A 15,633-nucleotide genomic window follows, 5' to 3' on the forward strand; every position below is an offset into this window, starting at 1 on the left:
AACGAGCACATCCTGTATACCCAGGACCAGGCTGGTGAAGAGAACTGGCGGGTCTACAGCGTGACCCTGGAGACGGGCGAGACCACCGACTTAACCCCATTTGAGGGCGTGCAAGCCCGCATCCAGGCGGTCAGCCATAAGTTCCCTGAAGAGATATTAATCGCCCTCAATGACCGTGATCCCGCACTTCATGACATCCATCGGCTCAACATCACAACCGGTGAGAGGCGTCTTGTCATGGAGAACGAGGATTTTGTGGAATTCACAACCGATGATAACTATAACGTCCGCTTTGCGGTGCGACTCACGTCTGACGGCGGAGGCGAGATATTCCAGGCAACCAGGGAGGGTGGCTGGGAGCCGTTTATGGAGATTGCAATGGAGGATTTGCTCACAACGGGTATCGTCGGGTTCGACAAGACCGGTACGGTTTTCTACATGGTCGATAGCCGCAACCGTAACACTGCAGCGTTCTTCGCAATGGACCTTGGAACTGGTGAGCAGACTTTGATCGCTGAGGATCCGCGTGCGGATACCAGTGATTTCATGATCCATCCGACTGAAAAGATTGTTCAGGCAGTCTCTTTCACCTACGAGCGCAAACACTGGCAGATTATTGACGAGTCCATCGATGGTGACCTTGCCTACCTGAAAACGGTTGCGAACGGCGATGTCGAGGTTGTGAGCCGAACACTCAACGATGACTACTGGATGGTTACCTACGAGGTGGATGATGGTCCGGTGCAATATTATTACGATGACCGCGAAGAAAAGAGCACAGAGTTCCTGTTCACGCAACGTATGGCACTGGAAAGTTTGTCTCTCGCAAAGATGCATTTTGTGGTCATCGAGTCGCGTGATGGGCTGGACCTGGTCAATTACTACATGCTGCCGGTTGGAAGCGACAGTGATTTCGATGGGCGTCCGGATGAGCCATTGCCGATGGTGTTGCTTGTTCACGGTGGACCATGGGCACGAGTCAGCTGGGGCTACGACTCATGGCAACAGTGGCTGGCTAACCGCGGCTATGTTGTTTTTACTACCAACTTCCGCGGCTCCACTGGATATGGTAAAGAATTCATCAATGCTGGTAATCTGGAGTGGGGCGGTAAGATGCACGATGACCTTATCGACGCTGTCAATTGGACTGTTCAGGAAGGTATCGCGGACCCAGATCGTGTGGCGATCATGGGTGGCAGTTACGGTGGACATGCAACGCTCTGGGGCATGACGAACACGCCTGATACGTTTGCCTGCGGCGTAAACATCGTGGGAATATCGAACCTGACCTTGTTCTTTGAGACGATTCCGCCGTACTGGCAGCCGGTGATCGAGCTCTATGCAACGCGCATGGGTGACGCCAGAACAGAAGAGGGCAGAGCGTTTCTTGCAGAGCGTTCGCCGCTGACCTATGTGGACCTGATCGAAAAGCCGCTACTGATCGGTCATGGTGCAAATGACCCGCGTGTCCAGCAGGCAGAGTCAGACCAGATCGTCCATGCGATGCAGGATGCAAACATACCGGTAACATATCTGCTATACACGGACGAGGGGCACGGCTTTGCCAGACCTGAGAATTGGCTGTCGTTTTTCGCAGTAACCGAAGTGTTCCTCGCCGAACATCTGGGCGGGCGGTACGAGCCTATCGGTGATGATTTCGAGGGTTCGAGCGTCACTGTTCCAGTCGGTGCTGAAGAGGTGCCGGGTCTTGCAGATGCTCTTTTGGAGTAGTTATCGGTTGAATTTGCTGCCAGGCTAACCCGGATGCTTCTAAAGTCCAGGTTTATCTGGCGGCTTTTTTCGGGACAGACAAAATCGGTATGTCGAATGAGAAGCTCCATGCTATACTCTGCCTCATCGATGAGGGTCGGGCTGCTTGTGGATGGGAATACGTGAGGTGAAATTCATGAATGCAAAAGCAAAGATCTGCGATGCATTGTTGATGCTGCCAGGTGATTTTCGATTAATCCGGCGGTATTTGGGTGCGAAGTTGGAATATATGTTCGGGTGCGTGTTGCAAGCGCAGAGCTGCCGGAAAATGACGATGAACACTGCACTCGCTACCAGAAGGGTAGCTGGGTGGCAGCCAACCTTGCATATTCATATGGCATGGGTCCGGTGAACAGAAAATGCTTAGAACATAGCCTCCTTACATTCTCCAGCTTCCTTAGATAGTGCGTAAATAAACCGAAAATCCACACTATTAATAAATAAACTAGACTATTTATGGAAATTCTTAAATACTCATACGTTGTATTTGATGATTGAAGTTTGTAATAGTAGAATAGCCGATAATGATAGAATTATTTGTAAAGGAGAATCAACATGAAAGAACAACAACCATTCAACCTTGATGAATGTAAAGAAATTGGAAAATTGGAAATGACAAAAGAAGTTGTAGTAACATTAATTGGGATGGGAACATTAGCTCTATTTGCTTTTGGATTTTTTTTCACATCACTATATACACTATTTACCGGGAACGTTGGCTTTAACTTTACAAGCGGCACAATTCTTATTTCAGTAGCTCTCTTCGTTGGTACAATGGTATTGCACGAACTCATCCATGGTGCATTTATGTCAAAATACGGAGGCAAGCCAATTTATGGTGCAGGTATTGCATATTTCATTCTTCCCTATTTCTACGCCACCTCAAAAACTGTTTTTCCACGCAACCAGTACATAGTGATCGCTATTGCGCCGTTGGTTGTGATCTCACTGGTTGTAATAGGAATCATGGCTGCTTTTCCATCAATTGCACACTGGATGTTCATACCGTTTATAATAAATGCTTCTGGAGCAGTGGGCGATATGTGGGTGACACGTAACGTACTGAGATATCCGAAACATGTAATACTGGAAGATCGAAAAACCGGCTTGATAATTTATGGAAAAGAAACTGATAAACCCATTAATATCTCTACAACAGGATTTGTTTCAAGATTTTCTAAAGTATTCATACTCTGTTTCTTTGCGGTAGGATGTCTAATGGGTATCGCGCCAATACCTCTGAGTATTTTAGGAGTGGAATCTTTGACAATTGGACCCACGAATAGTATTTTCACAATTTTTGAATATCATAGCATAGGGGAAGGTTTCGGTTTCCATTTATACCCCCTATCAATATTAGCCGTAAGCGTGATTTTGGGTTTGGTTTATGCGATTATCAAATCTCCAAAAACCAAAAATGTCCGAGCAGATTGATAGGAAGCGATCAATTATGAATTCTCTGTTTATTGTATTCGGGATTGTATTCATAGTCGTAGTCTTCTGGATATGGAAGTATAAAAATTGGTCTAATATAAAAAAAGGTGCATTAACCATAATACTCGCAGCAGGTTTATTAGCTGCGGTGTACGCATCATTCGGATTAATACTGATCTATTCAGATCATGCCGGATATTCCACAACCGGGAGCAATCTTGGTGAAATTGATTATGATGAAATTATCTCCAATGTAAAAAAAGCCGGATATAAGGTTGACGGGCCTTATTACGTCAATACAAAAGATACAATTGGAGTGCATCCATCCAATATAAAAGAACTGGACGAACGATTCGGTGAGGACTACAGATTTCTTTCGGTGACGTATTATTACCGTGAAAATGTGTATTTTTCAACCTGGCACAGCGAAAGCGGCACAGATATATCATTCTATAATGAAGATCGACCAGATACCCTAGCACCATTTAAGCCAGAGGATCTTCCACCGGATGAATGGATCGTTGAAAAGTTCAGGCTGATGTTTGGCATCACTGAGCAGGAATCAAGAGATTATTTAACGCAGCTCAAAGACTCTATCAGCAATAGTCAGGAAGAATCTGGAAAAATTAGTATAAGAAAGGGGCTCGACATCGCGTCAGTATATTCCAATTTGAAAGAGACAAGCACCAACTCAAACGTTTCACCAACAAGTGGAGAAGGCTGGATCACGGAGACATTCTACAACCAGGACAAAAAGATAGGAGTCTTAGATTTCCTTGTCACGAATACAAGGGTAATCCTTCAGGATAACGGGCATGAGTATACGATCAAAATAGACAGGCTGGGAGGTGTGGATATGGAGATCAAGCTCAGCACCAGAGAGCAAATCCCGGAAGAGGAATATCGTCGGATTTTCAAAGATATGTTTGCGGATCGTGGATTGCCGGCTGAGAAGGTGGATGAATTTGAATTTGAATATATCCCGGGTTTGTGGTAATTTTGAGAGAATCAAGGAGTATCAACATGAAAGAACAACAACCATTCAACCTTGATGGACGTAAAGAACTTGGGAAATTGGAAATGTCAAAAAGAAGTTGTACTTACACTAAGTGACTTGGAGGAGGTGAAATAATGAAACAAGTGAAAGAGTTTTCGTCTGCCAAAAAGGCAAATAAATGGTTAAAAGAAAATCAGGACAAAGAGATAATTGACATTAAATTCAGTGTTTGGCGTTTTGCAATAATTTATGAAGAATAAATTCACACAAGAACTGGAAAGTCAAACGTTGCGCCAGCACACCCAACCGCAGCAGAGCTGCGGGAGTATAACGACTAAGATGAACGAAACGACTGATACAACGGGACGTTCTGCCATCCTGATGTTTGAGGCTACATGGGACCACAGACTGGAGAATGCGTAAAATGAGCATTAAACTTGAAAAATATAATCCTGAAAAGCACGATAAGCATGTCATAGCGAATCTCATTTATATATCTGATGAAGAGATGAATTCATTGGTGTTTGGAGAACAAGAAAGGGGGATAAAGGTGATCACGAAACTGATGAGCATGGACAATAACTATTTTAGCTCCCCCTATCTTAAATGTGCGATATACGAAGACGAAATAGTCGGAGCAATTGTTGTTTTTCAAGTTAATAAAAAATCGAAGTTGGATACCGACTCAGGGAAAGCTTTTTTCAAAGCGATGGGATTTTTGGCATTCTTGAAAAAGATGCCGCTCTTCTTCAAGATGGCTAAGATCACATCGGGGGAGATGGATGAAAATGGATATTACATCCACACGATTAGTGTAAGTCCCTCATATCAAGGACGTGGATTTGGAACACGTATGATTGAGATGGTGGCAGAAAAGCAAAACAAATTGTATCTTCATGTGAATGTACTTAATCAACGAGCACAAAAATTTTATACAAAGATCGGATTTCAGCCTCGGTCTAAAGACACGATGATGTACAAAGGTAAGGAAATCGGTACATATTTGATGGAAAAAGAATAAAAAATGGTGGTACTTCGCCTAACAGCGAGTATATCTGTAGTTGCTTCGCTCCTTTGCCCTTTTGGGACATCGGCTGTGCCGACGTAATATACTCGAAAGACGTTATATTCAATAAATCCGGAGCCAAAAAAACCAAAACTTATTAAATATTTATAAATTTATTAACATTGTATGATTGAAAAAATATTTATTATTATTGGGGTTGTTGCACTTGTCTTAATCACAACTCTAATAATGGGGGATAGAATGATGAAATCAGAATTCGACAAAGATGTTGAAAAACTTTTTGCAGATTCGGAAAACATTTCTGGCAAAGTTTATACTTCAAATCATATCAAAGACCTCCCAATACCTGTCGAGAGGTATTTCAAGTATTCATTAAAGGAAAATCAGCCATACGTTAGTTATGCCAGATTACAGCATGGTGGAGAATTTAAAGCAAGTAACAAATGGGTATCTATTAAAGGAGAAGAGTATTTTACACTGCAAAAGCCAGGTTTTGTCTGGTCAGGTAAAGTTCCGTTTTTTTCGGCAAAAGATGTCTATATTGATGGAACGGGAAATCTTAAAGTCAAATTGCTATCTCTCATAAAAATTGTTGATTCCAAGGGGAGAGAAACCGATCAAAGTGAACTTCTCAGATGGTTAGGTGAAGCCCCTTTGTTTCCTACGGCACTATTACCTTCAGAGAATTTACAATGGGAACCAATAGATAACGATTCTGCAAAAGTGATCTTTACTGATAAAAACCTGACTATTGAAGGTGTTTTCTGTTTTAATGAAGAAGGACAGATCACTCAATTCAAAACAAAAAGATACAAAGATAATACCCTGGAGAATTTCACAGGCTATTGTAGCGACTACAGGGCTGTTGATGGTATGAAAGTACCTTTCTACTTAGAGGCTACCTGGAATCTTGAATCTGGTGATCTGAGTTATGCAAAATTCAAAATAGATAAAATTGAATACAACAACCCCACAAAATTTTGATACCCAGGCTCCGGATTTGTTCACCGCTATTTTTGTTCACAATCGCAATTGTTACCTGTAGCGAAAAGCGGAATCCCCCTCATATTCAAACCCGCTATTAATGTTTTAGTTTACACACAATTTACTAAACCAGGTATTTCATCATACAACCATTCGATAAATAGAAAGGCTTAAGTATTATTAATAATATACAATGTTTTAATACAGGTTGATAAAAAGCCCGATCTGACAAAAGAGGTGAAAAAAGATGAAAAAATACAGCTATACAGAGCTTGGTATGATCTTTGGAATGTTTATTGGAAGCGGAATTGGAATAACAGCATTTGCCATCACGAACAATGTGTTATTTCATACACTTACGGGATTTGGTATAATCCTCGGGTTGGGAACAGGAAGCTTACTGGACAGGCGAGGGAGGCAATCAACATGAACGAAACAACTGACATTGTGAAACAGTTCTTTGGTGTGGTCGCCAGAGAGGGAACTTATCTCAACATCATCTATCTGCTATTGGCATTCCCCCTGGGAACAGCCTATTTCGTTTTCCTGGTGACCGGACTGACGCTGGGACTTAGCTTGCCCTTTTGGGTGGGAATTCCAATCATGCTACTGATGCTTGCAGCATGGTGGGGACTCGTGGTGTTCGAACGTCAACTTGCAATCTGGCTGCTGCATGTAGACATTCCCCCGATATCACGCGAGACTACATCAGGACAGGGCGTATGGGAGCAGCTAAAAGCTCACCTGAGCAACCCTTTGACCTGGAAAGGCCTGGTATATCTTTTTGCCAGGTTCCCGCTCGGCATTCTTTCATTAGTTGTGGTTATCCCCCTGATCGCCTTGACTGGAGGATTAGTGTTTGCGCCCCTCACATATACCGACCCGGAGTCTCAAATGTATATCTTCTCCTGGCAGATCGACACCCTCAATGAAGCAGTGATTTGCTCAATCGTGGGATTAGGTGTGGGTTTGATCTCAATGCACGTGATGAATGGCCTGGCTTTTGTGTCTGGACGTTTTACCAGCCTGATGCTCGGGGGGCTGCAAGGGACCACAGATTCTTCACTGACCAGGGGCTATGAGATAAGGCGATAATAATGAAAGAATGATGTTAACATGACAGTAACTTCAATTTAGGTGAGAAAAATTAAACAAAAAGACGAAGAAAAGATGCAGAGGGATATGGTGACGAACAGTCGGAATACTAGTGTCAAGTCAAACTTCAAGTGTAAGATTATGAAGGGCATAGGGCACAATTCTAAAATCAAACTATTCAATAATTACACTAGACGCAGACTAACGTACTATTATACCTTTCGGTCGAACGCTGATACATTCACTTCCGCAGGAAGTGAATGCCTGCTACGCCTTAAGGGCGTGCAGGTTACGCAGATGCAACCTTAAATCAGTGTTAATCAGCGTCTTGAAAATTACTGGAAAATATAACCGTGTCAGATCATATATGTTGCAATATTATATGGTTGACTCGACACTAGATAGGAACAGGTTATAATCAATATACAGCAGATGCAGGTAATGGAGTTGATGTAATGCTATTAAAGATGTTAAAGAAAGATTTTCTAAGAAAAAAGATCATAACTATAGCAGTTTTCATCTTTATCATGCTCTCTGCAACACTTATTTCCAGTGGTTCAAATATGTTTATTGATTTAAGTAATTCAGTAGATTATTTATTTGAAAAATCAAATGCACCGCATTTTGTCCAATATCATTCAGGAGAATTCAATCAGACCAGTATTGACGAATGGACCCAGGATAATGAACTTGCAAAAATTCAGCAAACGGCTGAATCGATAAATATTCACGAATCTAATGTTTATTTTAAGGATAATCCGACTCCGGAAGAAGCCGGTGTAATGGAAATGGGATTTGTAAAACAGAATGAACACTTTGATTTCTTACTCGATCTACAAAGTCAGGTAATTCATGTTTCAGAGGGTGAAATAGCTGTTCCTATCTACTACATGCAAAAAGAAAACCTGAAAATTGGTGATACACTTAGAATCAAGAATGACAAAACTCAAATGGAATTTGCAGTGGTTAATTTTATTCGGGATGTACAGATGAATCCATCCATAATAAGTTCAAAACGTTTTGTTGTAAGTGATACGGATTTTGAAAATCTTAAAGAGAATTTTGGGGTAATAGAATATCAGATCGGATTTCAATTACATGATCCAGGCAAAATAAGTGAGTTCACCAACTCCTATAGATTATCCGACCTGCCTCAAAAAGGTCCGACCATTGACTATAAATTACTTAAAACTCTTAATGCTTTAACTGACGGTCTTATTGCTGCTGTAATTATGTTTATTAGTTTATTACTCAATGTTGTAGCACTCCTCTGTCTGAGGTTTACCATCCTGACAACCATTGAAGAGGATTATAAGGAAATTGGGGTAATGAAAGCCATAGGGATTTTACCGCCGGATATAAAAAGAATATATATATCAAAGTATTTTGCTATGGCAGCAGGTGCTTGTGTATCTGGCTATATACTTTCATTGTTTTTGAATAAGATATTCTCTGCGAATATTATGCTTTATATAGGTTCTGCGCCAAAGAGTGTTATACAGTTAATAATTCCATTTTTGGCGACAGGTCTTATTTTCTTTATTGTCCTGTTTTTCTGCATGTTAACACTGAGAAGATTTAACAGAATTACAGCAGTAGAAGCTCTCCGATTGGGGAACACAGGTGAATCATATACAAGAAATAGTTTTTTCCTCCTTTATAAAAACAGATTCTTTAATGTTAATATCTTTATAGGGCTAAGGGATGTTCTTCTGCGATTCAAATTATACGCATTACTGTTCTTTGTGTTTTTCATCTGTACATTTATTATTATTGTTCCAATAAATTTTCTTAACACAATTGAGTCTGATGAGTTTGTTACCTATATGGGTATGGGACACAGTGAGATTCTTATTGATTTACGGCATACAGAAAATATCGTCGAACGATTTGGGGATATGGTCACTTATATAGAAAAAGATCCGGATGTAGAGAAATTTTCAACATTAATAATATGTAAGTTCAACATAATAAATAAAGATGGATATGAAGAAAGTCTTCTTGTCGGAACAGGAGATTCTACTGTTTTCCCATTGGAATACCTGAAGGGCACTGCACCAATAGGGGATAACGAGATAGCTCTTTCCTATCTGATAGCCCAAGAACTTGAAAAAAGCATTGGTGAAAATATACCAATGGTAGTAGATGATCAGATAAAGATGATGCAGGTAAGTGGAATCTACCAAGATATTACTAATGGCGGTAAAACGGCAAAAGCGGCTATAGCACCGAATCATGAAACGGCATTGTGGTATATGGTCAATTTAGATGTTAAAACAAATATTGATGAAAAAATGGATGAATATGCAGAAGCATTTTATCCGGCAAAAGTAACTGATATAGATGGCTATGTGGATCAGACATTTGAAAATACAACCAGTCAGTTAAAACTTCTGACACTACTAGCAGTGATAATTGCAGTTCTCGTGGCAATGCTGATCACATCACTGTTCTTAAAAATGCTGATTGCAAAAGATTCATCTCAAATAGTTATTATGAAAAGTCTTGGCTTTTCATTGAAAGATATCCAATTGCAGTATATAACAAGAGCATTAGTTGTATTAAACACAGGTATTATTCTCGGAACAGTTTTTTCAAATACTATAGGCCAGAGTATGATCGGTGCTATATTATCAATGCTAGGGGCACCAAAGATCGAGTTTATTATCAATCCTTATCATGCGTATATTCTATGCCCGATCGGATTGATCATCATAGTAACCATAACAACATTGCTAAGTATTGTATCTATAAAGGATCTCAATATGTCTGACATGAATGCAGAATGACGGAGGTATAATTATGAATAATATATTAGAAACTAAAGATTTACGTAAGACATATGTGCTAAATAAAAAAGAACATAATGTACTTAACAATGTAGATCTGCAGATAAAAGAAGGTGAGTTTATATCCGTTATGGGACCATCTGGTTCCGGTAAGTCAACATTACTTTATAATGTCAGCGGAATGGATAAAATAACTGCCGGCAGTGTCGTGTTTAAGGGTATTGAATTATCAACTTTATCAGAGAAAGAAATGTCAACATTACGACTGCACGAAATGGGATTTGTTTTTCAGCAGATAAATTTGTTAAAAAACCTCGATATAATTGATAACATTATTATATCAGCATATATGGCAAAAGACAGGAGCCGTAAAGAAATTAATCACTTCGCAATTGAATTGATGGAAAAAACAGGTATCGCCGAACTTGCAGACAATGACATAACACAGGCTTCAGGTGGTCAGCTTCAAAGAGTTGCAATTTGCAGATCGCTTATTAATAATCCAAAGATTATATTCGGAGATGAACCTACAGGCGCTTTAAATTCAAAATCTGCAAATGAAATAATGGACATGTTTATAGTCATAAACGAGTCCGGAACGACTATTATGTTAGTTACGCATGATGTTAAAGTGGCATCAAAAACAGAACGTGTTCTCTATATGGTTGATGGCAAAATAGTGAGTGAGTACAATCTTGGCAAATTTAAGGAGGAAGATAAAGATAGCAGTGAGAGAGAAGAAAAACTATCAAAGTGGCTATTAAAAATGGATTGGTAAAGACTTTACCGACCATTAATATTTAATTTTAAAAAAGAGATATTAAAAATGAATATTGATCCCAAATCAAAAAATTTGTCTTCCAAATTCCATCAAATTTGGTTTGGAGAATTCATCTCAATGATCGGTAGTGGTCTCACTATCTTTGCCTTAGGAGTATATGTTTATCAACAGACTCATACGGCTTCAAGTTATACGCTTATACTTCTTTGTGTTTTCGTGCCACCATTTCTTCTAAAACCTTTCGGTGGCATTTTAGCGGATCGTTATGACCGGCGTTTAATGATGCTGATTGGAGACTTGGGAGCAACACTTGGTTTGTTATTCATATTATTTATGATGTTGAAGGGCGACATCCAATTATGGCAAATTTATTTAGGAATTGCAACCAGTTCAACTTTTTCCGCGTTTCAAGAGCCGGCTTTCAAAGCTTTAGTTACTGATTTCCTCCCAGAGGATCAATATGCTAAAGCCAGTGGATTAATGCAACTGGCCACCTCATCTCAATATTTAATATCACCTTTTTTAGCAGGGATTTTACTAACGATAATTGATATTAAATTTATTTTTATGATTGATATCTCTACCTTTTTGATTGCTAGTGTAATTATTATTTGGATAAGAAAAACTTTAGGAACAAACAAAACAGAGCAGCCAAAACAAGACTTTATTGCCGATTTCAAAGAAGGTATTTATGAATTTTCCAGGAACAAAGGTGTCGTTTGGTTAGTTGGTACCATAATGATTGTTTTATTTTTTGTAGGATTATTGCAGTCACTCTTTTTTCCTATGCTTCTTTCGTTAACCGATCCGAAAACTACGGGGATTACCCAGTCTATCTGCGCATCAGGTATGTTGATCGGAAGTTTATTTATCGGTTTGTTTGGCAGTAAAAGTAAACATGTGAAAGTATTATCCATTTCGTTATTCCTGGCTGGTCTATTTTTTGCGAACATCGGACTCTCAACAAGCATCATCTTTATCACAATGGCGGGTTTCATGTTCTTCGCTGTTTTACCTTTTGTTAATACATCAATTGAAGTTTTGATTCGAAAAAATATTGATAACAAAAAGCAAGGACGTGTTTGGTCGATTATTTCGACAATTACTTACTTTGGTTCTATTGTGGCTTTTGTTGTAGCTGGTTTTTTGGCAGATAAAGTTTTTAATCCTCTCCTGGAAGTAAATGGAAAATTGACAGGAACCGTTGGTTCCATTATTGGAATGGGAGAAGGTAGAGGAATTGGTTTAATACTCATAATTTCTGGAATAATAATTTCATTTATAAGTATAATAATTTTTAAAAATAGATTTATAAAAAATTTAGACATAAATTGATTTATATAATTAATATAAAAAATGTGATTATAAATTATCTCAGATTAAATAAAAATTTTACACCAAAGTTATATCAAAAAAATTATCGACTAAATCGGATTTGTATTGCTGGAACTATTATTGTATTAAAAAGAGAACAAAATACGCCTACATCGCCTCCTCCCGCTCTTGTGGTGTGGGGGGTGGCAGGCGCTTTTGTGGTGCCTCGTGGATGCATGGGGAGCAGTGCCCGGAACTCATCAGCTTAATCCAGTGGTCCGTGAGTACAAAATGGGTTATCAATTGGGCCGTACTATCAGGAACCCCTCTGCCGGAGCGCAGGAAAACTTCAATCCTGGTGGATGTGGGGTGCGTATAAGATAAAACAATAAATCTTCCGATCTGTCGATTTATAGAAAAATATAAGTAGTAATAGCTATATTCTACTTATTGAGTATAAACCTGCGTGGATTTAAAGAAAGTTGCCTATGAATGTTTTGTTGGTGAGTTATATGCAAGATAAGAAAGGAAATAAAATACAGATTGGAGACCGGGTTAAAGTCCTTTGGGCAGTCGATAAAAGGGAATATGAAGGTAAAGTGATCAATATAAAGGAGAACATCGCATTATTATCGGCCAAAGACTTTTTTGTGTACATCCATAGACCGGAACGATTATTGAAGATTGCTGGTCAATAATAAGAATAAAGGGGAAATGCCAAAAAGGGAGTGCGATTGATGGAAATCGGATTCAAGCTACTGAATAGAGCTAACAGGGCACAATTGCTATTAATAATTGGAACCGGCATATTTGCTGCCGGAGCATTGGGTTTTATAGCCGGATACCTGTCACAGGGACAGACCTCGATATTAGGTGCCTTATCTCTTATTCTTGCAGGTGCCGGCTCAAGTGTGAAGAGGGTGAAATATCAATAATATGTGAAAATTTTAACTTGAAATTAATTTAGCAACAAGTTATAAAATAATCGAAGTACAGGACCAAACAAAAACATTCAATTGAAAAACCGTAGTCAATGGACTAAATTTTCAGGTGCAGGAAGTCGAGAAATTCGGATATCTGGCTCCCAACAGAGCAGGGAAGAGATGATTAAAAATCTGCTTGACTTTGAAGGACTTTTAGAAAGAAAGGGTGATAAAGTAGGAACTTTCTCCAAGGGAATGAAGAGTAAGCTGGGTCTGGCAAGGGCAATGATCCAAGACCCGGATGTTCTCTTTCATAAAAGCAATTGTCGGTTCGATATTCCAAACTGACAGTTAATTATATGTGCTATTTGTTTAAAATTTTATATGGGGTTTCATTATGAATATTCGTTGCTTTTCGTTATTAGTAGTTCTTACAATATTACTTTTAGTCAGCAGTTCGGCCAGTGCTGTTCTGGATTATAAGGATAAAGAAATTGTCAGTGCAGATACTGTAATTGATAACGACCTGTTGATCTATGGGGATAATGTAGATATCAGGGGAACGGTGCTGGGTGATGTTATGGCCTTCGGAGAATCTGTCCGGATATCGGGTAACGTCACAGGCGATGTCATGGCCTGTGGAGGTAAAGTGACTATAAGCGGTATTGTGGGGGATGATGTCAGGATTGGCGCTATTGATGTAGTAATAGAAGGAAATATAGGTGACGATGTATTTGTCGGTGCGACCACCGTAGAAGTATCTGAGGTGGCATATATCGGTGGAGATATTGTCTTTGGTTCCGGCCGGATGGATGTCTGGGGTGAAGTTGCCGGAAATATTGAAGGAAGAGCAGGTGATGTGGTACTGGCCGGTCCGGTTGGTGGCAATGTGGAATTGGAGGTGGGTAATATCAATGTTCTCTCCACAGCTCGTATTAATGGCACTATTGAGTACACAAGCCCAAGGAAAGTGACCATTCCTCCAAGTACGGTAATTCAGGAAGTGAGTTTTACCAGGCAGGAACCTACTGGTATTTTTAACATACCGGTAACAATTTCAATCTTCATTGTATGGCTCATACGATTTGTCTACCTGTTAATAATTGCACTGCTGGTCCTTGTCCTGCTACCTGACCATGTTGAAGCAGTCAGTCCAGAGGTATTTCAAGTATTCATTAAAGGAAAACCAGCCATACGTGAGTTATGTCAGATTACAGCATGATGGAGAATTTAAAGCAAGTAAGAATTGGGTATCTATTACAGGAGAAAAATATTTTACAGTGAAAAAGCCAGGATTTGTCTGGTCAGGTAAAGTTCCGCTATTTTCTGCAAAGGATGTCTATATTGATGGTACGGGAAATCTTAAAGTCAAATTATTATCCCTCATAAAAATTGTTGATGCAAAGGGAAGAGAAACTGATCAAGGTGAACTCCTTAGATGGTTAGCTGAAGCCCCTTTGTTTCCTACGGCACTATTACCCTCAGAGAATTTACAATGGGAACCAATAGATAACAATTCTGCAAAAGTGATTTTTACTGATAAAAACCTGAGTATTGAAGGTGTATTCTGTTTTAATGAAGAAGGACAGATCACTCAATTCAAAACAAAAAGATACAAAGATAATACCCTGGAGAACTTCACAGGTTATTGTGGTGACTACAGAACTGTTGATGGCATGAAAGTACCTTTCTACTTAGAGGCTATCTGGAATCTTGAATCAGGTGATTTAAGTTATGCAAAATTCAAAATAGATAGAATTGAATACAACATCCCCTCTAAATTTTAATAGCCATGCTCTGGATTTGCCTGTCACAGACGCCTGCTCTTCCCTGTGGTGTGGTCGTATTATTGTGGTATCGATATATTGAGTTTCCAAATGAATGCAGATTATTTATTGCCCGCTTTCAACACCTTCGAGTTCTTCCTCACATCCTGCTTCATGGCTTCCACCACATCAAGGTCGACCTGTCCGTTTTGGTAGGCAGCCAGGAAACCGTCTTTATTCAGCAGTATGACGTCACCACCACATAATTTATCGAACCTTTCACAGGTCATATCAATTACTGAATCGACTACCTTGTCAGTATGCTTTGATGTGAAATGGAAATCCTCTGATAATATCAGGTCTATAGAATTATAGAGGCTGGAAGTAAGTATACTGCAATCATTGTGCACATCCCCGGGTGCTGTGCCGTGTTCCTGCGCCATGGACTCCGTGCACTCCCGGGTCATGCTACCTTACAGAAAGTTACGGTCGCTGTCCAGAAGACTGGCCCTTGCTTTTCTACACCTGGCAAGACCCCTGGTGTATTTTTGTCTGGATATACTGCCCACATAATACAGGTCATCCATTTCACTCTGGATCGTACGGGAAATATAACATGAGACCCGGCCCCTTTGCAGTATCTTGATAATTTTATCCACGTCAGGCAAGTCGTTCAACAAAAACGACGTGTCGAACAGTACACTTTCAATGGGTCTGTGGGGCATGAGATATGATATACATTGAAAGAGTATA

20 protein-coding genes are annotated in these 15,633 nt (G+C 39.7%); 18 read left to right on the forward strand and 2 right to left on the reverse strand.

Annotated features, from left to right (window positions below; all coding sequences use genetic code 11):
* The 18 genes from HF974_09560 to HF974_09645 form a co-directional block, all read left to right on the forward strand.
* On the forward strand, positions 1 to 1,731 hold a 1,731-nt coding region (locus HF974_09560; protein ID MBC2698554.1), incomplete at its 5' end, for a S9 family peptidase.
* Between the two features lie 175 nt (positions 1,732 to 1,906).
* The gene (locus HF974_09565) at positions 1,907 to 2,122 is read left to right on the forward strand and encodes a hypothetical protein (GenBank protein ID MBC2698555.1); all 216 of its coding nucleotides are present in this window, start codon (positions 1,907 to 1,909) and stop codon (positions 2,120 to 2,122) included.
* A gap of 203 nt (positions 2,123 to 2,325) precedes the next feature.
* Complete coding sequence (locus HF974_09570) at positions 2,326 to 3,204, forward strand: DUF3267 domain-containing protein (GenBank protein ID MBC2698556.1); 879 nt, start codon at positions 2,326 to 2,328, stop codon at positions 3,202 to 3,204.
* Positions 3,188 to 4,201 carry a hypothetical protein gene (locus HF974_09575; GenBank protein MBC2698557.1) on the forward strand — a complete coding sequence of 338 codons (1,014 nt, stop codon included), beginning with the start codon at positions 3,188 to 3,190 and terminating at the stop codon, positions 4,199 to 4,201. The genes HF974_09570 and HF974_09575 overlap by 17 nt, the downstream gene beginning before the upstream one ends.
* Before the next feature lie 249 nt (positions 4,202 to 4,450).
* Positions 4,451 to 4,624, forward strand: coding sequence for a hypothetical protein (locus HF974_09580; protein ID MBC2698558.1), 174 nt, complete (start codon positions 4,451 to 4,453; stop codon positions 4,622 to 4,624).
* Between the two features lies 1 nt (position 4,625).
* Positions 4,626 to 5,222, forward strand: coding sequence for a GNAT family N-acetyltransferase (locus tag HF974_09585; GenBank protein ID MBC2698559.1), 597 nt, complete (start codon positions 4,626 to 4,628; stop codon positions 5,220 to 5,222).
* A 171-nt stretch (positions 5,223 to 5,393) separates the two neighbouring features.
* Positions 5,394 to 6,212 carry a hypothetical protein gene (locus tag HF974_09590; GenBank protein MBC2698560.1) on the forward strand — a complete coding sequence of 273 codons (819 nt, stop codon included), beginning with the start codon at positions 5,394 to 5,396 and terminating at the stop codon, positions 6,210 to 6,212.
* A 247-nt stretch (positions 6,213 to 6,459) separates the two neighbouring features.
* The gene (locus HF974_09595) at positions 6,460 to 6,642 is read left to right on the forward strand and encodes a hypothetical protein (GenBank protein MBC2698561.1); all 183 of its coding nucleotides are present in this window, start codon (positions 6,460 to 6,462) and stop codon (positions 6,640 to 6,642) included.
* Complete coding sequence (locus HF974_09600) at positions 6,639 to 7,307, forward strand: hypothetical protein (protein MBC2698562.1); 669 nt, start codon at positions 6,639 to 6,641, stop codon at positions 7,305 to 7,307. Before HF974_09595 ends, HF974_09600 begins: the two co-directional genes overlap by 4 nt.
* A gap of 455 nt (positions 7,308 to 7,762) precedes the next feature.
* On the forward strand, positions 7,763 to 10,096 hold the full coding sequence (locus HF974_09605; protein ID MBC2698563.1) for an ABC transporter permease: 2,334 nt from the start codon (positions 7,763 to 7,765) through the stop codon (positions 10,094 to 10,096).
* 13 nt (positions 10,097 to 10,109) lie between these two features.
* Positions 10,110 to 10,874, forward strand: a complete 765-nt coding sequence (locus HF974_09610) for an ABC transporter ATP-binding protein (protein ID MBC2698564.1) — start codon at positions 10,110 to 10,112, stop codon at positions 10,872 to 10,874.
* 48 nt (positions 10,875 to 10,922) lie between these two features.
* A complete protein-coding gene (locus HF974_09615; GenBank protein ID MBC2698565.1) occupies positions 10,923 to 12,212 on the forward strand; it encodes an MFS transporter in 1,290 nt (429 codons plus the stop codon).
* A gap of 211 nt (positions 12,213 to 12,423) precedes the next feature.
* Positions 12,424 to 12,570 (forward strand): hypothetical protein, encoded by a 147-nt coding sequence (locus tag HF974_09620; protein MBC2698566.1) that lies wholly within the window; start codon positions 12,424 to 12,426, stop codon positions 12,568 to 12,570.
* Between the two features lie 133 nt (positions 12,571 to 12,703).
* Positions 12,704 to 12,889, forward strand: coding sequence for a hypothetical protein (locus HF974_09625; GenBank protein MBC2698567.1), 186 nt, complete (start codon positions 12,704 to 12,706; stop codon positions 12,887 to 12,889).
* Positions 12,890 to 12,928: 39 nt separating this feature from the next.
* Positions 12,929 to 13,126 carry a hypothetical protein gene (locus tag HF974_09630; GenBank protein MBC2698568.1) on the forward strand — a complete coding sequence of 66 codons (198 nt, stop codon included), beginning with the start codon at positions 12,929 to 12,931 and terminating at the stop codon, positions 13,124 to 13,126.
* A 168-nt stretch (positions 13,127 to 13,294) separates the two neighbouring features.
* Complete coding sequence (locus HF974_09635; protein ID MBC2698569.1) at positions 13,295 to 13,462, forward strand: hypothetical protein; 168 nt, start codon at positions 13,295 to 13,297, stop codon at positions 13,460 to 13,462.
* Positions 13,463 to 13,511: 49 nt separating this feature from the next.
* On the forward strand, positions 13,512 to 14,336 hold the full coding sequence (locus HF974_09640) for a hypothetical protein (GenBank protein MBC2698570.1): 825 nt from the start codon (positions 13,512 to 13,514) through the stop codon (positions 14,334 to 14,336).
* Positions 14,337 to 14,394: 58 nt separating this feature from the next.
* Complete coding sequence (locus HF974_09645) at positions 14,395 to 14,901, forward strand: hypothetical protein (protein MBC2698571.1); 507 nt, start codon at positions 14,395 to 14,397, stop codon at positions 14,899 to 14,901.
* Positions 14,902 to 15,002: 101 nt separating this feature from the next.
* Here the strand turns inward: HF974_09645 and HF974_09650 are convergent, their stop codons facing one another.
* The gene (locus HF974_09650; GenBank protein ID MBC2698572.1) at positions 15,003 to 15,323 is read right to left on the reverse strand and encodes a hypothetical protein; all 321 of its coding nucleotides are present in this window, start codon (positions 15,321 to 15,323) and stop codon (positions 15,003 to 15,005) included.
* Positions 15,324 to 15,353: 30 nt separating this feature from the next.
* Entirely contained in the window at positions 15,354 to 15,605 is a 252-nt protein-coding gene (locus tag HF974_09655) for a PIN domain-containing protein (GenBank protein ID MBC2698573.1), read from the reverse strand.
* Positions 15,606 to 15,633: the final 28 nt, after the last annotated feature.

The sequence above is a fragment of the ANME-2 cluster archaeon genome (genome assembly GCA_014237145.1).
Classification (GTDB): domain Archaea; phylum Halobacteriota; class Methanosarcinia; order Methanosarcinales; family Methanocomedenaceae; genus Methanocomedens_A.

Coding starts and splice junctions, on each gene's coding strand:
- HF974_09590 (MBC2698560.1), top strand. CDS start 5,394: ATGATTGAAAAAATATTTATTATTATTGGGGTTGTTGCACTTGTCTTA.
- HF974_09610 (MBC2698564.1), top strand. CDS start 10,110: ATGAATAATATATTAGAAACTAAAGATTTACGTAAGACATATGTGCTA.
- HF974_09635 (MBC2698569.1), top strand. CDS start 13,295: ATGATTAAAAATCTGCTTGACTTTGAAGGACTTTTAGAAAGAAAGGGT.
- HF974_09580 (MBC2698558.1), top strand. CDS start 4,451: ATGAAGAATAAATTCACACAAGAACTGGAAAGTCAAACGTTGCGCCAG.
- HF974_09615 (MBC2698565.1), top strand. CDS start 10,923: ATGAATATTGATCCCAAATCAAAAAATTTGTCTTCCAAATTCCATCAA.
- HF974_09640 (MBC2698570.1), top strand. CDS start 13,512: ATGAATATTCGTTGCTTTTCGTTATTAGTAGTTCTTACAATATTACTT.
- HF974_09570 (MBC2698556.1), top strand. CDS start 2,326: ATGAAAGAACAACAACCATTCAACCTTGATGAATGTAAAGAAATTGGA.
- HF974_09600 (MBC2698562.1), top strand. CDS start 6,639: ATGAACGAAACAACTGACATTGTGAAACAGTTCTTTGGTGTGGTCGCC.
- HF974_09630 (MBC2698568.1), top strand. CDS start 12,929: ATGGAAATCGGATTCAAGCTACTGAATAGAGCTAACAGGGCACAATTG.
- HF974_09655 (MBC2698573.1), bottom strand. CDS start 15,605: ATGCCCCACAGACCCATTGAAAGTGTACTGTTCGACACGTCGTTTTTG.
- HF974_09565 (MBC2698555.1), top strand. CDS start 1,907: ATGAATGCAAAAGCAAAGATCTGCGATGCATTGTTGATGCTGCCAGGT.
- HF974_09625 (MBC2698567.1), top strand. CDS start 12,704: ATGCAAGATAAGAAAGGAAATAAAATACAGATTGGAGACCGGGTTAAA.
- HF974_09620 (MBC2698566.1), top strand. CDS start 12,424: ATGCATGGGGAGCAGTGCCCGGAACTCATCAGCTTAATCCAGTGGTCC.
- HF974_09595 (MBC2698561.1), top strand. CDS start 6,460: ATGAAAAAATACAGCTATACAGAGCTTGGTATGATCTTTGGAATGTTT.
- HF974_09575 (MBC2698557.1), top strand. CDS start 3,188: ATGTCCGAGCAGATTGATAGGAAGCGATCAATTATGAATTCTCTGTTT.
- HF974_09605 (MBC2698563.1), top strand. CDS start 7,763: ATGCTATTAAAGATGTTAAAGAAAGATTTTCTAAGAAAAAAGATCATA.
- HF974_09585 (MBC2698559.1), top strand. CDS start 4,626: ATGAGCATTAAACTTGAAAAATATAATCCTGAAAAGCACGATAAGCAT.
- HF974_09650 (MBC2698572.1), bottom strand. CDS start 15,323: ATGGCGCAGGAACACGGCACAGCACCCGGGGATGTGCACAATGATTGC.